At 36.9% G+C, this 18999-nt stretch carries 21 protein-coding genes; 5 read left to right on the forward strand and 16 right to left on the reverse strand.

Annotated elements, in window-relative coordinates; translation table 11 throughout:
* Positions 1 to 131 precede the first annotated feature (131 nt).
* Positions 132 to 590, forward strand: a complete 459-nt coding sequence (locus VB264_RS11595; RefSeq protein WP_323249520.1) for a DoxX family protein — start codon at positions 132 to 134, stop codon at positions 588 to 590.
* Between the two features lie 260 nt (positions 591 to 850).
* Here VB264_RS11595 and VB264_RS11600 read toward each other — a convergent pair whose 3' ends face one another.
* The 12 genes from VB264_RS11600 to VB264_RS11655 all read right to left on the reverse strand — a co-directional run bounded on the left by VB264_RS11600 (position 851) and on the right by VB264_RS11655 (position 11978).
* Positions 851 to 2194, reverse strand: a complete 1344-nt coding sequence (locus VB264_RS11600) for a transposase (protein WP_323249522.1) — start codon at positions 2192 to 2194, stop codon at positions 851 to 853.
* 186 nt (positions 2195 to 2380) lie between these two features.
* The gene (locus tag VB264_RS11605; RefSeq protein ID WP_323249523.1) at positions 2381 to 2890 is read right to left on the reverse strand and encodes an NADH-quinone oxidoreductase subunit J family protein; all 510 of its coding nucleotides are present in this window, start codon (positions 2888 to 2890) and stop codon (positions 2381 to 2383) included.
* A 51-nt stretch (positions 2891 to 2941) separates the two neighbouring features.
* Positions 2942 to 3460, reverse strand: coding sequence for a NuoI/complex I 23 kDa subunit family protein (locus tag VB264_RS11610; RefSeq protein WP_323249524.1), 519 nt, complete (start codon positions 3458 to 3460; stop codon positions 2942 to 2944).
* 66 nt (positions 3461 to 3526) lie between these two features.
* Positions 3527 to 4720: an NADH-quinone oxidoreductase subunit NuoH gene (gene nuoH, locus VB264_RS11615; RefSeq protein WP_323249525.1), complete on the reverse strand. Its 1194-nt coding sequence runs from the start codon at positions 4718 to 4720 to the stop codon at positions 3527 to 3529.
* Positions 4721 to 4758: 38 nt separating this feature from the next.
* Positions 4759 to 5775 (reverse strand): 2Fe-2S iron-sulfur cluster-binding protein, encoded by a 1017-nt coding sequence (locus VB264_RS11620; RefSeq protein WP_323249526.1) that lies wholly within the window; start codon positions 5773 to 5775, stop codon positions 4759 to 4761.
* A gap of 95 nt (positions 5776 to 5870) precedes the next feature.
* Positions 5871 to 7061: a glycosyltransferase family 4 protein gene (locus tag VB264_RS11625; protein ID WP_323249527.1), complete on the reverse strand. Its 1191-nt coding sequence runs from the start codon at positions 7059 to 7061 to the stop codon at positions 5871 to 5873.
* Positions 7062 to 7071: 10 nt separating this feature from the next.
* Positions 7072 to 8412 carry an NADH-quinone oxidoreductase subunit NuoF gene (gene nuoF, locus VB264_RS11630; protein WP_323249528.1) on the reverse strand — a complete coding sequence of 447 codons (1341 nt, stop codon included), beginning with the start codon at positions 8410 to 8412 and terminating at the stop codon, positions 7072 to 7074.
* A 154-nt stretch (positions 8413 to 8566) separates the two neighbouring features.
* Positions 8567 to 9061 carry an NADH-quinone oxidoreductase subunit NuoE family protein gene (locus VB264_RS11635; protein WP_323249531.1) on the reverse strand — a complete coding sequence of 165 codons (495 nt, stop codon included), beginning with the start codon at positions 9059 to 9061 and terminating at the stop codon, positions 8567 to 8569.
* Positions 9062 to 9085: 24 nt separating this feature from the next.
* Positions 9086 to 10321: an NADH dehydrogenase (quinone) subunit D gene (nuoD, locus tag VB264_RS11640; RefSeq protein ID WP_323249533.1), complete on the reverse strand. Its 1236-nt coding sequence runs from the start codon at positions 10319 to 10321 to the stop codon at positions 9086 to 9088.
* Positions 10322 to 10333: 12 nt separating this feature from the next.
* Positions 10334 to 10834, reverse strand: coding sequence for an NADH-quinone oxidoreductase subunit C (locus tag VB264_RS11645; RefSeq protein WP_323249535.1), 501 nt, complete (start codon positions 10832 to 10834; stop codon positions 10334 to 10336).
* 53 nt (positions 10835 to 10887) lie between these two features.
* Entirely contained in the window at positions 10888 to 11436 is a 549-nt protein-coding gene (locus VB264_RS11650) for an NADH-quinone oxidoreductase subunit B (RefSeq protein ID WP_309915287.1), read from the reverse strand.
* A gap of 152 nt (positions 11437 to 11588) precedes the next feature.
* Positions 11589 to 11978 carry an NADH-quinone oxidoreductase subunit A gene (locus VB264_RS11655; protein ID WP_309915291.1) on the reverse strand — a complete coding sequence of 130 codons (390 nt, stop codon included), beginning with the start codon at positions 11976 to 11978 and terminating at the stop codon, positions 11589 to 11591.
* A gap of 392 nt (positions 11979 to 12370) precedes the next feature.
* On the opposite strand from VB264_RS11655, the gene VB264_RS11660 reads away from it, so the two are divergent.
* A complete protein-coding gene (locus VB264_RS11660) occupies positions 12371 to 12847 on the forward strand; it encodes a nucleoside deaminase (protein ID WP_309915295.1) in 477 nt (158 codons plus the stop codon).
* 39 nt (positions 12848 to 12886) lie between these two features.
* A complete protein-coding gene (locus VB264_RS11665) occupies positions 12887 to 13756 on the forward strand; it encodes an SMP-30/gluconolactonase/LRE family protein (protein WP_323249538.1) in 870 nt (289 codons plus the stop codon).
* A 129-nt stretch (positions 13757 to 13885) separates the two neighbouring features.
* Here the strand turns inward: VB264_RS11665 and VB264_RS11670 are convergent, their stop codons facing one another.
* From VB264_RS11670 to VB264_RS11685, 4 genes are all read right to left on the reverse strand, one after another.
* The gene (locus tag VB264_RS11670) at positions 13886 to 14407 is read right to left on the reverse strand and encodes an acyl-CoA thioesterase (RefSeq protein WP_323249540.1); all 522 of its coding nucleotides are present in this window, start codon (positions 14405 to 14407) and stop codon (positions 13886 to 13888) included.
* Between the two features lie 212 nt (positions 14408 to 14619).
* Positions 14620 to 14931: an NADH-quinone oxidoreductase subunit NuoK gene (gene nuoK / locus VB264_RS11675; protein ID WP_309915304.1), complete on the reverse strand. Its 312-nt coding sequence runs from the start codon at positions 14929 to 14931 to the stop codon at positions 14620 to 14622.
* A 30-nt stretch (positions 14932 to 14961) separates the two neighbouring features.
* A complete protein-coding gene (locus VB264_RS11680; RefSeq protein ID WP_323249542.1) occupies positions 14962 to 15483 on the reverse strand; it encodes an NADH-quinone oxidoreductase subunit J family protein in 522 nt (173 codons plus the stop codon).
* Positions 15480 to 17510, reverse strand: a complete 2031-nt coding sequence (locus VB264_RS11685) for a 4Fe-4S dicluster domain-containing protein (RefSeq protein ID WP_323249544.1) — start codon at positions 17508 to 17510, stop codon at positions 15480 to 15482. The genes VB264_RS11680 and VB264_RS11685 overlap by 4 nt, the downstream gene beginning before the upstream one ends.
* 484 nt (positions 17511 to 17994) lie before the next feature.
* On the opposite strand from VB264_RS11685, the gene rplM reads away from it, so the two are divergent.
* Both rplM and rpsI read left to right on the forward strand, forming a co-directional pair.
* The gene (gene rplM, locus VB264_RS11690) at positions 17995 to 18438 is read left to right on the forward strand and encodes a 50S ribosomal protein L13 (RefSeq protein ID WP_184129674.1); all 444 of its coding nucleotides are present in this window, start codon (positions 17995 to 17997) and stop codon (positions 18436 to 18438) included.
* An 84-nt stretch (positions 18439 to 18522) separates the two neighbouring features.
* A complete protein-coding gene (gene rpsI, locus VB264_RS11695) occupies positions 18523 to 18912 on the forward strand; it encodes a 30S ribosomal protein S9 (RefSeq protein ID WP_184129677.1) in 390 nt (129 codons plus the stop codon).
* The last annotated feature ends 87 nt before the right edge of the window (positions 18913 to 18999 follow it).

The following is an 18999-nucleotide window of genomic DNA, read 5'->3' on the forward strand; positions in this document are numbered from 1 at the left end:
CTATAAAACAATAAATTGCAATCGTAAAATCTTTCATTGAGGATAAATTGAGTTGGCAAACCAAATTTAAGCCAATATTGAAAGGTTTTACTTTTTATAATACTACGCAACTTACATTATTTATTATAAAATTGAATAGATGGCAAAAAAGTCAGAAAGAAAATTCAACCATAAACAATTTCAAAAATGCTAAAAAACTACTAAATTCAATTCCACAAACCGATTACGGGTTATTGATTTTACGAATCGGTATTTCATTTTTTATGGCTCGGCATGGCTACGATAAACAGCAGAATTTATTGGCAGATTCAACAGATTTTCCAGACCCACTGCACATAGGAGGGCAATTATCTTTGGCACTAAGGTTTTTTGCAGAATTTTTCTATTCTATCCTATTGGCTCTGGGGCTTTTTACTCGCCTCGCCCTCATTCCGTTGATAATTTGTATGGTAGTGATTGTGTTTGTAGTCAGTGCCAAAGAATCTTTGGATGATAAAGAACACGCTTTACTTTATTTGGTAGCATATCTTGTGTTGTTCTGTACGGGGGCAGGGAAGTTTTCGGGAGATGATTTGATAGCACGCAGATAACACAGATTTTTTTATCAGCCATGGGTACAACTGACTAAAAAAAGTAAAAGCCTTCGGCTTTCCTTGAAAATTGTTTTTCGATATTCATTTATAATAAAATCCACTCATGTTCTGGGTGGATTTTTCATTTCATGCGATTTATTTGAAAAACACAATTTTATTCATATTGTGACTAAGCCGTTGATTTTCCTTAAAGACTGGTCAACGTTTTACCATACCAGCTCGTTGAGTGGTTATTTATTGTCCTTTAATATTTATTGTTAGGTTGCTATTTTCTGAACCTGTTGACTGTGTTCTTGCCTTCGATTGGTAATCCTGACAGCATTGGCTGTATATACGCCGAAGAATAACCAGACGAGTTCCGTCTTTTGATTTCTTGCCTTTATCTTACGAAGCAAATAGTGTTCCTTTTCCGTACCAAAACTGCCCTCTAGACGTGTACTCCTCTCTTTGTTGAGGATACCTTTCATTTGTTTAGTTGCTTTATCATCTTTGCCTCTACCTTTTCTACAAAAGTTATGTTGTATCCTTTGTTCTCTTAAAAATGTACGATTCTCATTGGTGGGATAAATGCCATCTGCGGCTACATGTGTGCATTCTCCAATCATTGTTTCATGTCTTATTACACTCTCTTTCAATCTCTTGCACTCATTGAAAGCATTGTAACTTGCATGCTCAATGATATTAATTCCACCAACTTGATTGATGTGAGCCTTGATTCCGTATTCGACAGGCTTGTTCTCTTTTCCTCTAACAATAGGTCTAATGTAAGGTTTAAAAATACTTACAATTTGGTTGCTAACCTTTACTACAGGAATTTCAAAAAGTTTTTTTTGTTGTTCATAAACTACTTTTATGGTTTGAAAAACTCCTACATCTTTTTCTGAAAATCCCTTAGATTTAACTTTTTCTAAGAGTTCATTAAGTGTTAAAATACCTTTATGTAGTAGCTTTAAAAGCGAGCGTTTTCTGGAGTAGGTCTTTCGATGAATCTTCTTCCTTAGTTTACTGTAAGTCAACTGTTTTATCTTTTGGTCTTTGAATTTAGACCGTGGTAGTTTGATTTTATTGCTTGTACACAATACTGGAATCTGTTTCTCCCAGAGCCAAGTACAAGCTTCCCAAAGTAGCTTCACGTGAGTAGGTATCCTAAGATAAACTTCGTAACAAGTAGCATCCATTAGCAAGATATTTTTATCAGGAATCTCTGCCTTCCAGCTATTAATCATCACACTTTGGAATAGGTTCAAATCTAAATGGGCTCCTAAATAAGACCTAACTCTTGAAACAAATGCATTATCTTTAATTCTTTCATTATCAGCAAGTAAAGTTCCACAGAACATTTGAATTGCCCAATTTGTGTGAAATTGCTCCAATAGTTTTTCATCACTTAAACCAGTATGGTGTTTTAAGAACATGAGAGCAAAAAGACCTCTACTGGGCAACCATGAAGGTGCTCCAACAATTGTAGTTCTATAGGGTAAAAGCTTTTCAAGAGAGTCCCAATCAATAGTTTGGTGAATTTTTCCGAGAACGGTTGTATTCTTAAATAAATACAATTTTGAGAAATTTGGAGAATCTAAGTCTATGAGTGTATATTGCATCTGTATTTATATTTTTTAGCAGAAACAAAATACAGAAAAAACCCGAAAATTGCCAATATTGACACTTTTTCGGGGTTGTTTTATTTGTAATATATTGATAATTAAACTTTTACAACATTCAAGGAAAGCCGCCTTCCTTTTGAAGTTAATTTCACAAGGAAGGCTTTTCTATATAATTATACTAAATCAAAAATTCCTCTCTCCAGCTTCTCTCTTTCCTAACATTACTGCACCTACCATCGCTACAAAAAAGAGTACTGAAACCAATTCGAAAGGAAGTACATAATCACGGTATAATATTTGTCCTAAGCCCTCAACCATTCCAGTTTGAGCATCGTATGCTTTTACTCCTACAGCGTTCTTTAAATCCATTTTACGGGATGCTGCAATGATGATTACCAATATCGTTCCGCCGAGTATCACACCTGCTAGTTTAGTCAATGTATTTTTTGAATCAGGAGCATTTTTACTTAAATCCATCATCATAATTACAAAGAGGAATAAAACCATAATGGCTCCTGCATACACCACAATATTAACTGCCATCAAAAACTGAGCATTCAATAACACATAATGGCCAGAAATACAGAAGAAAGTGAATACCAAATACAATACACTATGTATTGGGTTTTTAGATAATACCACCATCGAAGCACTTAGGAGTGTCAAAGCAGTTAGAAAGTACCAAAAGTTCATATTTTTAATGAATCGTTATCAGATATTACAAATAATTTATTTACAAAATGGTTATTTCCAACCTTCTCTTAAATAGCGGTTATCCATTTTTTCAACCAATTTATCTTTTCCAAAAATCACTTCAGAGCGGTCTTCAAAAACAGGAACCATTTTGTCGTGTTGTAGATAGATAGCTTGTTTAGGACAAGCTTCTTCGCATAAACCACAGAAAATACAACGAAGCATATTGATTTCATACACGCTTGCATATTTTTCTTCACGATATAAATTCTCTTCGCCTTTTTTACGTTCAGAGGCAACCATCGAAATCGCTTCTGCTGGACAAGCTACTGCACATAGTCCGCAGGCAGTACAACGTTCAGCGCCTTCTTCATCACGTTTTAGGATATGATGTCCACGAAAGACAGGACCTAAATAACGTTTTTCTTCTGGATAACGAATGGTTACTTTTTTAGAAAAGAAGTGCTTTAGCGTAGTCAACATACCTCCGGCGATAGCTGGTAGATAAATGCGTTCTGCAAAAGTCATTTCTTCTTGCTCTAAGACTTTGGATTTATTTGATAATTTCATAATAGTCTTCAAACCTTAAAGGAAAGATTTTAAATTTTATTTGAAAGCCTGCTTGTATTAATCAAACTAAGCTGTTGCTAATTTTGCTGATTTCTTTTTCTTGTATTTCATTTCGCTGAAAGCAAATGTTACTATCAGCATAATGAAAACACCTGCCCACGATGCGGCAGCTGTCCACCAGTTTGAACCACCTTCGTTTACAGTAAACAACATCGATGCACCTGTCAATACAACATTGAACATTGATAATGGAATTAAACCTGTCCATCCTAAGCCCATTAATTGGTCATAACGGAAACGAGGTAAAGTCCAACGAACCCACATAAATACAAAAACAAATAATAATGCTTTTCCGATTAATGCACCTACACCTACTAAGGTAGCGATGTTTGCTCCAACAGTAGCACCGAATTTTTCTGAGGCAAAAGAAGCTACGAAGTCATGCCCAGGATAATCATAACCACCAAAATATAAAGTAGCCATTACTGCACCAGAAATAAACATATTGATGTATTCTGCGAATAAATAGAAGCCTAATTTCATTGATGAATATTCAGTGTGGTATCCACCAATCAATTCAGTTTCACATTCAGGTAAATCGAAAGGCGTACGGTTACATTCTGCAAAAGCACAGATGATGAATATTATAAAACCAAGTGGTTGGTAGAAGATGTTCCAATGTCCATTTTGCTGAGTCTCTACAATAGATTTTGTAGACAAAGAACCCGAAAGCATCAAGATAGCGATGATAGAAAGTCCCATTGCCAGTTCATAAGAAATGTTCTGTGAAGCCGCACGTATAGCACCAATCAATGAATACTTATTGTTTGAAGCCCATCCACCAATTAATACACCATAAACGCCTAAAGAAACAATACCAAATACCCAAAGGATACCGACGTTAACATCAATTCCCTGTAGGTCTAAGATGATGCCGTCTCCTAAATCCAATTTATCTCCAAATGGTACTACTGCTGATGTCATCAATGCCGTAAGCATTGAGATACATGGGCCAGCAATAAAGAGCCACTTGTTAGATTGTGCAGGGATGAAATCTTCTTTCATAAACATTTTTACAGCATCAGCAAGAGGCTGTAAAATACCAAATGGACCTGCTCTGTCTGGTCCTACGCGGTCTTGCATAAAAGCAGCAATGATACGCTCAAAGTAAGTAGAATAGGCCGCTACACCAAGGGTGATAGCGAAGATAATTCCTACATAAATGGCTTTGGCCTTAAATAATATTGATGTAATTTCCATATATCTAAATATGTAAATAGTAAACTATCTACAATCAATTAATTTAATTGCTTTTGTGGGGCTAAAAATGAACGATCACGGTTATCGTCAATCTTTTTATACTGTTCTGCTGCTTGTTTCAATGGAAATGCTGGCGTTATTTTGTTCGCACCATATTTATTCGCAGAAATTACTGAATTGTGTGCTATTTGGGTTGGTCCTTCGATAGTCCAATCAGAAGTCTTTTTACGTTCAAAACGGCATGTATTACAGATGAATTCTTTTACTTCACCCCATTCGTTTTTGCGCGCCGTTACCCTGATTACCTCGTCGCCTCTGTACCAAAGTGTTACTTTTCCTGAGCATTTTCCACAATCGCAACTTGCATCTACTGGTTTCGAGAACCACACACGGCTTTTGAAACGATACGTTTTATCAGTTAAAGCTCCTACTGGACAAACATCAATGATGTTTCCAGAGAAATCGTTATCAATTGCTTTTTCAATATAGGTACTAATCTCAGCATGGTCACCACGATTCATTACACCATGCACACGTCCGTCTGTAATTTGGTCAGCTGTGTACACACAACGGTAACACAAAATACAACGATTCATGTTTAGTTTAATATTTGGCCCTAAATCTACAGGGTCAAATGTATTTCTTTCTTCTACCGTACGTGTTTTAGATACACCGTGTTCAAAAGTGAAGTTTTGCAAATCACATTCCCCAGCTTGGTCACAAATTGGGCAATCTAACGGGTGATTTAACAATAAAAACTCTACAATGCCTTTTCTTACCTCTAATACTTGCTCGTTGATTGTATTTTCTACAACCATACCTTCTTGAATTTGAGTAATACAAGCAGGGACTAGTTTTGGCATCGGACGCGGGTCTTTTTCAGAACCAGCTGTTACTTTAACCAAACAACCACGGCATTTACCACCCGAAGCCTTTAGTGGTTCGTAATAACACATGGCAGGAGGTGCTATATGGGGCCCAATTTGACGAGCCGCCTGCATAATGGTTGTACCTGGGGCTACGTCAACGGTGATGTTATCTATTGTAACTTTCATATAAAAGCTTAATATTTAATTTTGTCGATTAAAACACGGTTTTTCCTAAGAGCAACCTAATTATTAACGATTTGAAGAGTACCTTATCTCAACAATTAGGCAATACTTTCATGCTCGTTTATTTCTTCTAAAATTTGTAATATCTGCGGAGTTATCACAGAAGCATCATAATTTAAGGCTTTCTGATACATTTTTTGCCCAATTTCTTCTCTGAGTAATTTATTCTCAATCAGGGTAATCAATTTATTTTTAGCACTCACGATGCTTCCGTAAGGAATGATTACTCTTTCATCTTTATCCACATATTCAGGAGCACCACCAGCTTTGTCAAAACACACGACAGGGATTTTATTCAAACTTGCTTCAATCATCACCAATGGATGAGGGTCTTCTCTTGAAGAAAGAAAGAATATATCAAAACAAGCCATGTAATCGATGTTGTCTCTGGTAGGAGCAATGACATGCACATGATTTTCAATACCCATTTTTTCCAAATCATACAAAATGTTTTGGTGTTCAACAGAGTTTTTTTGAATACCTATCCACAAAAAGTGAACATCTTTCTTTTCACTAAAAACGGCATTGGCTACTGACAAAAATGTATCAACGCCTTTTCTCCATTCAAAATTTCCGCATCCTCCAATCACTAAAGCATCACTAGGAATATTCAAGCGTTTTCTGATACCTGTTCTGTTTGCATAATGCAACTTATTGAGAATACCATTTACTGAGATAAATGGATTCACAACCGTTATTCTATCTTCAGCAATTTGATGGTTTTTAAACAGATTACTTTTAATCTCTTTTGAGGCGGCTAAAAAATGAGTACAGTTTTGTACTTGATATTCCAAATCCTCTGGTAACGTATATTTCTGTATAGAATTTTCAAGTTCATGTACATATACTACAAAGGGACATTTCAAAAACTCTAGACTTCGCAATAAGCCACCATTGGCAATGGTATTCGAAAAAATCAAATCAAACTTTAGCTCGGCTAACTCTTTGTGTTTTTCCTGATAAAAGTTCAGTTTACGGATTTTGTTTAATTTAAAAACTTTATCGTAAATGATTCTTGAATAAGGGTTTCTTCTTGAGGATTCTTCATTATATTCCCAAAGAATCACATTAGCGACTTTATTAAATTCAGCCAATAAAGTCCCACCTTTTGCTAATAAAAGATATATTTCTAACCCTTGATTTTTTAAAGATTTAAGTAAATCAAGTAGTACATATTGTGCACCCGCAACATTGGCGTCGTGACCAATAAATAATATCTTTTTTTGCATATCCTTTAAATTATAAACTCCAACTTGCCCCTTCACGCATAAATACTGCTCCTTTTTGTGTGGCTTTTTCAGGGAATTTAATGTGCCATTCGAACTCATCACGGAAATGACGAATAGCAGCGGCTACTGGCCAAGAGGCAGCTTCACCTAATGGGCAAATCGTATTACCTTCAATTTTCTTAGCTACATCTACTAATAAATCAACATCTTCCTGACGGCCCTTTCCATGTTCTATTCTATAAAGGACTTTGTCCATCCAGCCCGTTCCTTCACGACATGGCGAACATTGTCCGCATGATTCATGGTGATAAAAACGACCAAAAGTAAGTGTATTGTGAACAATGCAAGTAGTTTCGTCCATTACAACAAAACCACCAGACCCTAGCATAGTTCCCGTAACAAAACCACCATCAGAAAGCGATTCGTAAGTCATCAAACGATTTTCACCATTTACTGTTTTTAGAATCAACTCTGCTGGAAGAATAGGTACTGAAGAACCACCCGCTACGACAGCCTTTAATTGATGTCCGTCTCTAATACCTCCGCACCATTCGTCTGCATAGATAAAATCTTCAACGGTAATACCCAATGGAATTTCGTACACACCCGGCTTACGAACATGACCAGAGGCCGATATTAATTTAGTTCCTGTACTTCTACCGATACCAATTTTAGCGTACTCATCGCCACCATTGTTAATAATCCAAGAAGTAGCAGAAATAGATTCCACATTGTTAACCACAGTAGGGCATTGCCACAAACCTTTTACCGCTGGAAATGGAGGCTTGTTACGAGGATTTCCACGTTTACCTTCCAAAGATTCCAACAAGGCAGTTTCTTCTCCACAGATGTATGCACCACCACCAGGCTGAACAAAAAGGTCAAGATCATATCCAGAACCCAAAATGTTTTTACCTAACAATCCTTTGTCATATGCCTCTTGAATAGCTTTTTCTAGGATATTGACAACATACATTAATTCTCCTCTTACATAAATATAAGAAGTATTTGCTCCTAAAGCATACGACGATACAATCATTCCCTCAATTAAAGTATGAGGCGACTTCATCATCAAATAGTGGTCTTTGAAAGTACCGGGTTCTGATTCATCCGCATTACAAACTAAATAACGAGGAACACCCTCTGGTTTAGCCAAAAAGGACCATTTCATACCCATCGGAAAACCAGCACCGCCACGTCCGCGAATACCTGATTTTTTTACCTCTTCAGTAACCTCATCAGGAGTCATCGTTTTCAAAGCTTTCTCTACTGCTCTATATCCACCATTTTTACGAAAAACATCAATAGTGTCAATGCCTTGTACGTCAATATGTTCAGTTAATATTTTCATTTTTCTATTAAATTTGATTAGCGATACTTCGCATCGAATTCAGATAAAGTATATCAATAAATTACTTTTAAAAGTAGGTATAAGTAGCTTATGTGAATTAAAGAGATGTTAAAACTCACAACTCATCATTCACAACGCTTACTTTGTATCATTACTATTTTGACAACTCATCAATGATTTCATCAACCTTCTCGTTGGTCAAATTCATATAATATTTTTCTCGAATTTGAAACACAGGTCCCCAACCACAGGCTGCTAAGCATTCTACTTCTTTGATGGTAAACTTGCCGTCTGGCGTAGTTTCACCAGTTTCAATTCCTAGTTTTTGCTTTAAGTGGTCGTATACTTCAACGCCGCCCATTAAACAACAAGGCCCCGTACGACAATACTCTATTACGTGTTCACCTACTGGCTCAAGGTGAAACATCGTATAAAATGAAGCCACTTCATAAACTTCAACAGGCTTTATTTTTAGCAAATTAGCCACATAATCCATTACTTCTGAACTACACCATCTCCACTCTGCTTGAGCCAAATGTAAAATTGGAAGCAAAGCTGATTTTTGCTTACCTTCTGGGTAACGTTTAATGATTCTATGAACTAACTCCAACGTATCAGCTGGAAACTGTATGGTTTGTGTATTTGTCATGTTTTATTCTGAATTAAGCAAAAATTACGCGTCTAATTCCCCTGCAATCACATTCATTGACGACATCGTAACGATGGCATCAGAAAGTGTTGAACCTTTAATCATTTCAGGGAATGCTTGATAATAAATATAGCAAGGGCGACGGAATTTTAAACGATATGGTGCACGGCCACCATCTGAGACTAAATAAAAACCAAGTTCGCCGTTACCACCTTCTACAGAATGATATACTTCTCCGACAGGAGCATCAATTTCGCCCATTACAATTTTGAAATGGTAAATCAATGCTTCCATATTGTTATAAACCTCTTTTTTCTCAGGTAAATAATAATGCGGAGCATCTGCGTGGAATGGGCCTTCAGGCAAATTATCTAAGGCTTGTTTAATGATTTTTAAACTCTGCCACATTTCTTCACCACGAACCAAGAAACGGTCATAAGTATCTCCTTTGGTTCCTACTGGAACTTCAAAATCAAAATCTTCATACGACGAATATGGATTCATGGCACGAACGTCATAATCAACACCCGCAGCACGTAGGTTCGGACCCGTAAATCCATAATTTAAAGCACGTTCAGCCGAAATAGCCCCTACATCTATGGTTCTATCCATAAAGATACGGTTTCGTTTTACTAGGCTTTCAAATTCACGAAGTACAGGAGGGAAATCATCAAGGAGTACTTGAATTTTACGGATAGCTTCTTTAGAAAGGTCTCTTTCCATACCTCCACAACGACCCATATTGGTCGTTAGTCGAGCACCACACATTTCTTCGTAGATTTCGTAAATGTGCTCTCTCCACTGCATAACATACAAGAAACCTGTTAAAGCACCTGTATCAACAGCAAGGATAGAATTACAAATGATGTGGTCAGCAACACGCGCTAATTCCATCATGATTACACGGATATATTGTGCTCTTTTAGGTACTTCAACACCCAACAGTTTTTCTACCGTCATGTGCCAACCCATATTATTGATTGGTGATGAACAGTAGTTCATACGGTCTGTAAGCGTTGTGATTTGATAAAGAGGACGACGCTCAGCAATTTTCTCGAATGCACGGTGAATATACCCTACTGTCTGTTCTGCATCAATAATGGTTTCTCCGTCCATCGTCAAGATGTTTTGAAAAATACCATGTGTGGCAGGGTGAGTTGGCCCTAAGTTTAGGGTAGTCAACTCATTGACATACTTTTTATCTATTTGTGCTTTCTCTAAGCCTACGAAAGGGCTTGATACTAATGCGATTTCAGACATATTTTTATAAATTTATCTACCAAATAAGGCATCAATTTTGTCTTGACGAGTGGCGTCTTCTAATGGATATTCTTTACGCATCGGATGATAATCCATTTCTTCGTCGTTCAGAACACGTTCCATTTTGGGATGTCCTAAAAACATAATTCCAAAGAAATCAAAGGCTTCTCTTTCCATCCAATTGGCACATGCATACAAGCCTGTGAGGGTTGGTACTACGATGTTTTCTCTAGTAACGTACAATTTAATAATCAATCTTACATTGTTTTCTAAACTATGTAGGTGATAAATAACGCCAAATTCATGGCTCGGAACGTCTGGAAAATGGATACCGCCTAAATCTGTTAAAAATTGGAATTTGAAGGTCGGATGTTGATATAAGTAATGCATCAACGGCACAATGGTGTCGGTTGTAGTTGTTACGTTCAATAAACCGTAATTTTCTACAATTCCAAAAATATTATCTTCGCCAAATTGTGCGACTAAATCTTGTGCTATTTGTTCGTTTGTCATTGTTAGCTTATCTGTTAATCGTCGTTACTAAAACTTAGTAAAACGGATAACTGTTACTCTATTCCGTAAGATGCTAAAAGTGCTTTGTATTCAGGAGATTCTCTACGACGGCGTTGCTCTGACTTCGCAATTTCTTGAATTTGCATAAAGCCATCCAATATTTGTTCAGGACGAGGTGGGCAGCCTGGTACATAAACATCAACAGGAATGATGCGGTCTATACCTTGTAAAACAGAGTAAGTATCAAAAATTCCACCCGAACATGCACATGCACCTACTGAAAGCACCCAACGAGGCTCTGCCATTTGAAGATACACTTGTTTAAGAACTGGCCCCATTTTTTTAGAGATAGTTCCCATAACCATTAAGATGTCGGCTTGACGGGCTGAAAAAGACATACGTTCAGACCCAAATCTTGAGATGTCGTAGTGTGAGGCCATTGTAGCCATGAACTCGATACCGCAACATGAAGTAGCGAAGGGAAGTGGCCAAAGTGAATTTGCACGAGCAAGACCCACGAGATCATCTAATTTGCCAGCGAAGAAACCTTGTCCTTCAATTCCTTCTGGAGCATCAACTGTTTTTATTATTCTATCGCTCATTGTATCTATTTGTGAATCCAATTACCAGAAAAGTCATTCGAGACCATCTATTCAATAGTCAGAAACACAATATATTATATATTCAACTTATGTGATAACACTGTGAATGAGGAAAGGTTTGTTTATAGAAAAACCTATTCTATTCAACGATACTATTTCTCCCAAGTCAAAACACCCTTCTTGATAACATAGATAAAGCCTACTAATAATAATCCCATAAATACTAACATTTCAAGAAACATAGTAATGGCTACATCAGAAGACGATTTTACCCATCCCATAAAGTTTACAGCCCAAGGATACATAAAAATAATCTCTACATCAAATAACACAAAAAGAATGGCTACAAGGAAGTATTTAACAGAGATAGGCGTGCGGGCATCACCAACTGATTCGATACCACATTCAAACGCATCATCTTTAAGTACACTATGACGTTTAGGTCCTAGCCAGTGTGTTGCAAGCATTGTTGCAACAATAAATGCTAAAGCAGCCCCTAATTGAACAAGTATTGGAAGGTAATCTGACGGTTGATAGTTCATTGTTGATTTTTTGAGTTTTAGGTTTTGATTTTCAGATGTTTACATCTTCTTCTCCAAACCGATACGTTATTTGACTAGTATCTTTTCAAAATTTATCTGCAATTTACTGATAAAATTTTGTTTGCGACATTTTTTTAATGCTAAAATTAGAGGGAAATGCCAAAGAGAATACAGAAAGCCATGTTATAATCTGTTATATGGATTCATACTAAATAAGACATCCGTGTTTTAACATTTAATAGCTTTATATGAATCAGTATCAGAAGCATATCTGCTCGTTAATTTCTGATTTTTTACGCCTAAAAATTTTATTGAAAAACAAATGCAAGGCTAAGATGATGTTAGTCGTTAGAGTTTTGATTGTGTTTATTAACTTGCTAAAAATATTCATCATGGAACAAGACAACATAAAATTTATGAAGAGAGCCATCGAATTATCTATCAAAGGAAGTTCGGATGGAAAAGGAGGGCCTTTTGGAGCAGTGATTGTGAAAAATGGAGAAATTGTGGGGGAAGGTTATAATCAAGTGACCTCTACGAACGACCCAACGGCTCATGCGGAGGTAATGGCTATCAGAGATGCTTGCAAAAACTTGAATACTTTCCAATTGGCAGATTGTGAGCTGTATACTTCATGCGAGCCATGTCCGATGTGTCTGGGAGCAATCTACTGGGCACGTCCTTCAAAAGTATATTTTGGCAACACGCGCGACGATGCCGCTAAAGTGGGTTTTGATGATGCCTTTATTTATGACGAAATTCCCTTGCCCATTTCTGAACGCCAAATCCAGATGATTCCTTTGGGAAGAGAGGAAGCTCAACAAGCTTTTGATTTGTGGCAAAACATGAATAACAAGATTGATTACTGAATCCAATTTAATTTTATATACTATTTCCAATTAATATTCATGAAAAAAACAATGACACGCTACTCGTTGAATCTTGTAGCCCTTTCCTTACTCTCGTATCAAATTTCTGCTCAGCAAAAAACTAAAGTAGAAGATTTTACGGCAGAGAACCTATTTACCAATAATATCGAAGGCCCTAATTTTGACAAAGCAGGGAATTTATATGTAGTTAACTTTAAAGAAGATGGCACAATTGGTAAAGTGAAACCTGATGGTACTTGTGAATTGTTCCTGACTTTGCCGAAAGGGAGTACCGCCAATGCCATTCAGTTTGATAAAGCAGGTAATATGTTATTAGCCGATTTTTCTGGTCATAATATATTAAAGGTGAATATGAAGAATAAGGCAATCTCTACGTATTGCCATAATGATGCCTTCAATCAGCCCAATGATATTTGTATTACCCAAAAAGATGTCATTTTCGCCTCAGACCCTAATTGGAAAAACTCAACGGGAAAAATTTGGCGTATTGATAAAGGTGGAAAAGAAACTTTATTAACAGACCAAATGGGGACTACTAATGGTATTTGTTTGAGTCCAAATGAAAAAATATTGTATGTCAATGAAAGTGTTCAGAAAAAAGTTTGGGCTTTTGATGTTGACCTTGCAGGGAATATTTCCAATAAAAGACTATTTACTTCTTTTGAAGATGGAGGTTTGGATGGAATGAAGTGTGATACTAAGGGAAATTTGTATGTTTGTCGCTGGGGACTAGGTAAAATACTCGTATTTGCTAAAACAGGTAAATTGGAGAAAGAAGTACAACTGAAAGGCTTACAAAGCAGTAATATCGTATTTAGCCCAGATAAAAAATATGCTTACGTAACCTTACAGGATAGAAAAGGGATGGAGCGTTTTAATTTGAAGTAAGGGGTGAGCTGTTAGCTATGAGCCTTGAGTTGTGAGGAATGAGCCTTGAGCTATAAGCTGTCATTGCCTAAATCATAAACTAATGGCTTAAAGCTGACAACTCAAAGCTCAAAGCTCATAGCTCAACATCTATTCCCCCGCATTTAAAAACGATTTTAATTCAGTCGCATCTGAAGGCTTCATTCTGCCTGCTAAAACCAAACGAAGTTGACGTCTGCGTAAAGCACCATCATAAAGTGCTTTTTCCTCTTCGGTTTCTGTTAATGAAATAGGCACATCTATCGGGCGACCACTTTGGTCAACTGCTACGAAAGTAAAAAAAGCTTTATTCGTACTTACTCTTTGTTGAGCAGGAATATCTTCTGCCCATACATCTATTACCACTTCCATAGAAGAACTAAAAGCACGGGTAACTTTTGCTTGTAGCGTAACTACACTACCTAGTGGAATAGACTCTTTAAAAGATACATTATCTACAGAAGCAGTAACTACAATACGGTTTGAATGTTTCTGAGCACAAATAGCACCCACAACATCCATCATACGCATAAGGTTACCACCCATCAAATTTCCTAAAGTATTGGTATCGTTCGGAAATATCATTTCCGTCATAGTAGTAAGAGATTCTGAAACGTATTTAGTTTTTGTCATTTTAATTGGATGAAGGTTATATTTTTTGGTTTTTTGGAGGGATCGGTCGTCGGTTTTCGGACTTCGGATTTCAGCTTTTGGGCTTCGGTTATTGGTTTTCAGGAGTTAGCTTTTAGAATTTTCATGCTTTTGGAATATTTAGCTTTCAACGTAATCAAGAAATAAAATAATGACCGAAAGCTGATGTCTGACAGCCGAAATCCGAAAGCCATCTACTCTTCCGAATTAGTACTTATTTCATCAAGATTGATGGTATTGAAATGTTCATGCGCTTTTAAAACAATTGCCAAAGCAACAACGGCTTCACAAACGGCTACTACAATTACAAAGAGCGCAAACATTTGTCCTTGCAAGTCAGGGTCGTTTTTACTGAATGCTACAAGGTTTAGGTTTACAGCATTGAGCATCAATTCTATTCCCATCAACACAACGATAACATTTCGTTTAGTAACTACAACAGCCAAGCCTATGCTGAATAATAAAGCACCTGTGAGTAAATAATATGAAAGAAAACTATTGTCCATGTTGAAAATATCTACAGCGTTTATCAATATTTATACTTTAGATTTATTACTTAGATATGCCGCACCAATTAACGTTGCCATTAATAAAATACCTGAAACCTCAAAAGGTAGGACAAAGTCCGTCATTAATAAAATACCAATATTTTGAGTAGTAGAAAAAGTCTCGGTGGTTTCGAATAAATAAGATTGTATTTTAATGAAATCAGCCCTTGCAAAAGAGTAGAAAAGTAGCCCGAATAATCCGATGGCGACAACAAATCCAATTAATCGGTTAGTATTTGTACCAATAATATCATTCTTGCCATTCTCCTTACTTCCTTTTTGATTGGTAAGCATTACCCCAAAAATCAATAAAACTAAAATTCCTCCTACATATACTAAAAGTTGAGTAATAGCCAGAAAGTCTGCACCAATCAATACATATAGTGCCGCAATACCAAAGAAGGTAAGCAAAAGGCTGAATGCAGCATATAATACATTTTTACTCCACAAAACAACACTTGCAGAGACGGCTATTAATAAGATAAATGCTATAAAAATAAAAGGTATCAATTGTCAGTTTTTGGTTTAGGTTTAAACGAAGGTTTAAAAACTGGCTTTGGTCTTGGAGCAGGAACAACTTCCTCAGCTTTTATCTCTTCAACTTCCTTTTTTACTTCTAGTCCAGCGTCTTCTAGTCCTGTGTCTTGCTTCTTAAACGAAGGTTTAAAAACAGGTTTTGGTCTTGTAGTAGGAGTGACATCTTCTACTTTAATTTCTTCTAGTCTAGCGTCTTGTGTCTTAAGTCCTTCTGGTACAGTATCTTCCAGTGCTTCTTCCTTTTTCTTAAACGAAGGCTTAAACACAGGCTTCGGTCTTGGAGCAGGAGTAGCTTCTTCTACTTTAGTTTCTTCTAGTCTAGCGTCTTGTGTCTTAAGTCCTTCTGGTACAGTATCTTCCAGTGCTTCTTCCTTTTTCTTAAATGAAGGTTTAAAAACAGGTTTTGGTCTTGGGGCAGGGGAAACTTCTTCTAGTCTAGCGTCTTGTGTCTTAAGCCCTTCTAGTGCAGTATCTTCCAGTGCTTCTTCCTTTTTCTTAAACGAAGGTTTAAAAACAGGTTTTGGTCTTGGGGTAGGAGTGACATCTTCTACTTTAGTTTCTTCTAGTCTAGCGTCTTGTGTCTTAAGCTCTTCCTGTCCATTGTCTTCCAGCCCTGTATCTTTTTTCTTAAACGCAGGCTTAAAGGCTGGTTTCGGTCTTGGGGCAGGGGAAACATCTTCTACTTTAGTTTCTTCTAGTCTAGCGTCTTGAGTCTTAAGTCCTTCTAGTGCAGTGTCTTCCAGTGCTTCTTCCTTTTTCTTAAATGAAGGTTTAAAAACAGGTTTTGGTCTTGGGGCAGGGGAAACATCTTCTACTTTAGTTTCTTCCAGTCTAGCGTCTTGTGTCTTAAGCCCTTCTAGTCCAGTATCTTCCAGTGCTTCTTCCTTTTTCTTAAACGAAGGTTTAAAAACAGGGTTTGGTCTTGGGGTAGGAGTGACATCTTCTACTTTAGTTTCTTCTAGTCTAGCGTCTTGTGTCTTAAGCTCTTCCTGTCCATTGTCTTCCAGCCCTGTATCTTTTTTCTTAAACGCAGGCTTAAAGGCTGGTTTCGGTCTTGGGGCAGGGGAAACATCTTCTACTTTAGTTTCTTCCAGTCTAGCGTCTTGTGTCTTAAGTCCTTCTAGTCCAGTATCTTCCAGTCCTTCCTCTTTTTTCTTAAACGAAGGCTTGAAGGCTGGTTTCGGTCTTGGGGCAGGGGAAACATCTTCTACTTTAGTTTCTTCCAGTCTAGCGTCTTGTGTCTTAAGTCCTTCCAGTCCATTGTCTTCCAGTCCTGTATCTTTTTTCTTAAATGCAGGCTTAAAGGCTGGTTTTGGTCTTGGAGCAGGAGCAATCTCTTCGGGTTTAGTATCCTCCAATCTAGCGTCTTCTAGTCTAGTGTCTAGCGTCTTAAATTCACCTTCAGTCTTCTTGGTTTTCAACCCTTTCATGGCTTCTTTTTCAAGCATGAATTGGTCATAAAGCTCACGTTTCTCTTGGGCTTGTTCAGGAGAAAGATTTCCGAATGCAAAATTATGTTTGGTAATATCAAATACAGAAAAATCGTACTCGTGTGTCATTGTCAAACATTCAGTCGGACAAACAGTAGTACACAACCCACAGAAACAGCATTTTGCCATATCTATATCAAACTTTGCTGCATACAAACGAATCGCAGAACCATCAGAAGCATACCCAGCAATGCCCGTAGCCTTGATAGGCTCTATTTCGATACAATCAACAGGGCATACCTTCGCACATTTATCACAGACGATACAATCGTCCATCTCATTATGTAGTTGATAACGACCATTGTCAGGCAATGGAAGCTTCTCATGGGGATACTGTAATGTAACAATGCCTGTTTCTTGTTTGAAGTAATCAGGATTATTTACAAAAATTGGTTTTCGGCTTTGGCGTGCTTCTTTCAAGTGTCTCCACGATAGCGAGAGCCCTTTCAACGAAGATTTTATACCTTCTTTGATATTGCCGAAGTATGTATTGTTTGCTCCTTTATGCACAGTGTTAATAAATTTTCAATTATTGGGTCACCGAATGAATCCTATACTTAACTATGTTTTGCCAATAATTAAACACAAAGGTACGTTCTGGTGATTAACAAAAGAAAGAACAATTGGCTTTTCTCTTGGTTACTTTGTTCAATTGACCTTATTGTCTGAGATTCTGAGGGTTATTTTTTAGAAATACTTTTTATTTAAGAGAAAAAAGATAAAAATATTTAAGAAAATCAGCGAAAACAATGTAAAACTTTTTGCATATACCAAAACAACTCCGTAATTTTGCGTTCCCAATTTTTAACTGGATGCCCGTTCAGAAAGAAAATAAGGCAAAATCATTGAAAATCAGAGTCGTTCCAACTTTGATTTACCGAAAATACTTTCACAGCAATTAATAAGAGTCCACCGTGAATATATTTTTTGTAACACCTTATGGCAAAGGTGCTTTCTTTGAGAAAACATTTAGGACTTTTAAAATCTTAATAAAGTGGATACTTTAAGTTATAAAACCATCTCAGCCAACAAGGCTACCACAGAAAAGGGATGGGTTATTGTAGATGCAGAAAATCAGATTGTAGGTCGTTTGACTTCTGAAATTGCAAAAATTTTACGTGGAAAGCACAAGCCTTCTTTCACTCCGCATGTTGATTGTGGTGATAACGTTATCGTTATTAATGCTGATAAAATTCGTTTTACTGGCAAGAAAATGACTGATAAAGTTTATATCCGTCACACAGGGTATCCAGGTGGACAGCGTTTTGCAACGCCAAGAGAAGTGTTAGCGAAAAACCCAAGAGGAGTTGTAGAAGCTGCCGTTAAAGGTATGTTGCCTAAAAACCGTTTGGGAAGCCGTTTGTTCACTAACTTGTATGTATATGCAGGTACAGAACATCCACACGCAGCTCAACAACCAACTGAAATTAAATTCTAATAATCGTTATTTGTTATTCGTTATCCGTTATTCGTCTTTACGAATTAACCATTAACAGATAGCTGATAACTTCTCTATAAAAAAATGGCAGAAGTAACTAATACATTAGGAAGAAGAAAAACAGCTGTTGCCCGTCTTTATATGACTCCAGGTAACGGTACAATTCTTGTGAATGGTCGTGCTTTGAATGAGTACTTTCCATCTGAAATTTTACAAATTATCGTTAATCAACCATTTGCATTGACTAAGACTGAAGGTTCTTATGATATCAAAGCAAATCTTGATGGCGGTGGAATCAAAGGACAAGCAGAAGCGCTTCGTTTAGCTATTTCTCGTGCTTTACAAGAAATTGACCCTGAGCGTCGTCCAGCTTTGAAAAAAGAAGGATTCTTAACGCGTGACCCTCGTATGGTAGAACGTAAGAAACCAGGTCGTAAGAAAGCTCGTCGTAAATTCCAGTTCTCGAAACGTTAATATTCGTTGTAATTTGGAAATCTGGCAATTTGAAAGTCAAAAAATATCATTTTCAAATTTTCAAATCTCCAGATTTTCAAATTACTT

Origin of the sequence: Arcicella aquatica, assembly GCF_034928825.1 — a bacterium.
In the GTDB taxonomy this organism is placed as follows: Bacteria; Bacteroidota; Bacteroidia; order Cytophagales; family Spirosomataceae; genus Arcicella; species Arcicella aquatica.

Excerpts from the sequence above, each read along its gene's own strand:
- VB264_RS11600 (WP_323249522.1), bottom strand. The coding sequence starts at position 2,194 with ATGCAATATACACTCATAGACTTAGATTCTCCAAATTTCTCAAAATTG.
- VB264_RS11605 (WP_323249523.1), bottom strand. The coding sequence starts at position 2,890 with ATGAACTTTTGGTACTTTCTAACTGCTTTGACACTCCTAAGTGCTTCG.
- VB264_RS11610 (WP_323249524.1), bottom strand. The coding sequence starts at position 3,460 with ATGAAATTATCAAATAAATCCAAAGTCTTAGAGCAAGAAGAAATGACT.
- nuoH (WP_323249525.1), bottom strand. The coding sequence starts at position 4,720 with ATGGAAATTACATCAATATTATTTAAGGCCAAAGCCATTTATGTAGGA.
- VB264_RS11620 (WP_323249526.1), bottom strand. The coding sequence starts at position 5,775 with ATGAAAGTTACAATAGATAACATCACCGTTGACGTAGCCCCAGGTACA.
- VB264_RS11625 (WP_323249527.1), bottom strand. The coding sequence starts at position 7,061 with ATGCAAAAAAAGATATTATTTATTGGTCACGACGCCAATGTTGCGGGT.
- nuoF (WP_323249528.1), bottom strand. The coding sequence starts at position 8,412 with ATGAAAATATTAACTGAACATATTGACGTACAAGGCATTGACACTATT.
- VB264_RS11635 (WP_323249531.1), bottom strand. The coding sequence starts at position 9,061 with ATGACAAATACACAAACCATACAGTTTCCAGCTGATACGTTGGAGTTA.
- nuoD (WP_323249533.1), bottom strand. The coding sequence starts at position 10,321 with ATGTCTGAAATCGCATTAGTATCAAGCCCTTTCGTAGGCTTAGAGAAA.
- VB264_RS11645 (WP_323249535.1), bottom strand. The coding sequence starts at position 10,834 with ATGACAAACGAACAAATAGCACAAGATTTAGTCGCACAATTTGGCGAA.
- VB264_RS11650 (WP_309915287.1), bottom strand. The coding sequence starts at position 11,436 with ATGAGCGATAGAATAATAAAAACAGTTGATGCTCCAGAAGGAATTGAA.
- VB264_RS11655 (WP_309915291.1), bottom strand. The coding sequence starts at position 11,978 with ATGAACTATCAACCGTCAGATTACCTTCCAATACTTGTTCAATTAGGG.
- VB264_RS11660 (WP_309915295.1), top strand. The coding sequence starts at position 12,371 with ATGGAACAAGACAACATAAAATTTATGAAGAGAGCCATCGAATTATCT.
- VB264_RS11665 (WP_323249538.1), top strand. The coding sequence starts at position 12,887 with ATGAAAAAAACAATGACACGCTACTCGTTGAATCTTGTAGCCCTTTCC.
- VB264_RS11670 (WP_323249540.1), bottom strand. The coding sequence starts at position 14,407 with ATGACAAAAACTAAATACGTTTCAGAATCTCTTACTACTATGACGGAA.
- nuoK (WP_309915304.1), bottom strand. The coding sequence starts at position 14,931 with ATGGACAATAGTTTTCTTTCATATTATTTACTCACAGGTGCTTTATTA.
- rpsI (WP_184129677.1), top strand. The coding sequence starts at position 18,523 with ATGGCAGAAGTAACTAATACATTAGGAAGAAGAAAAACAGCTGTTGCC.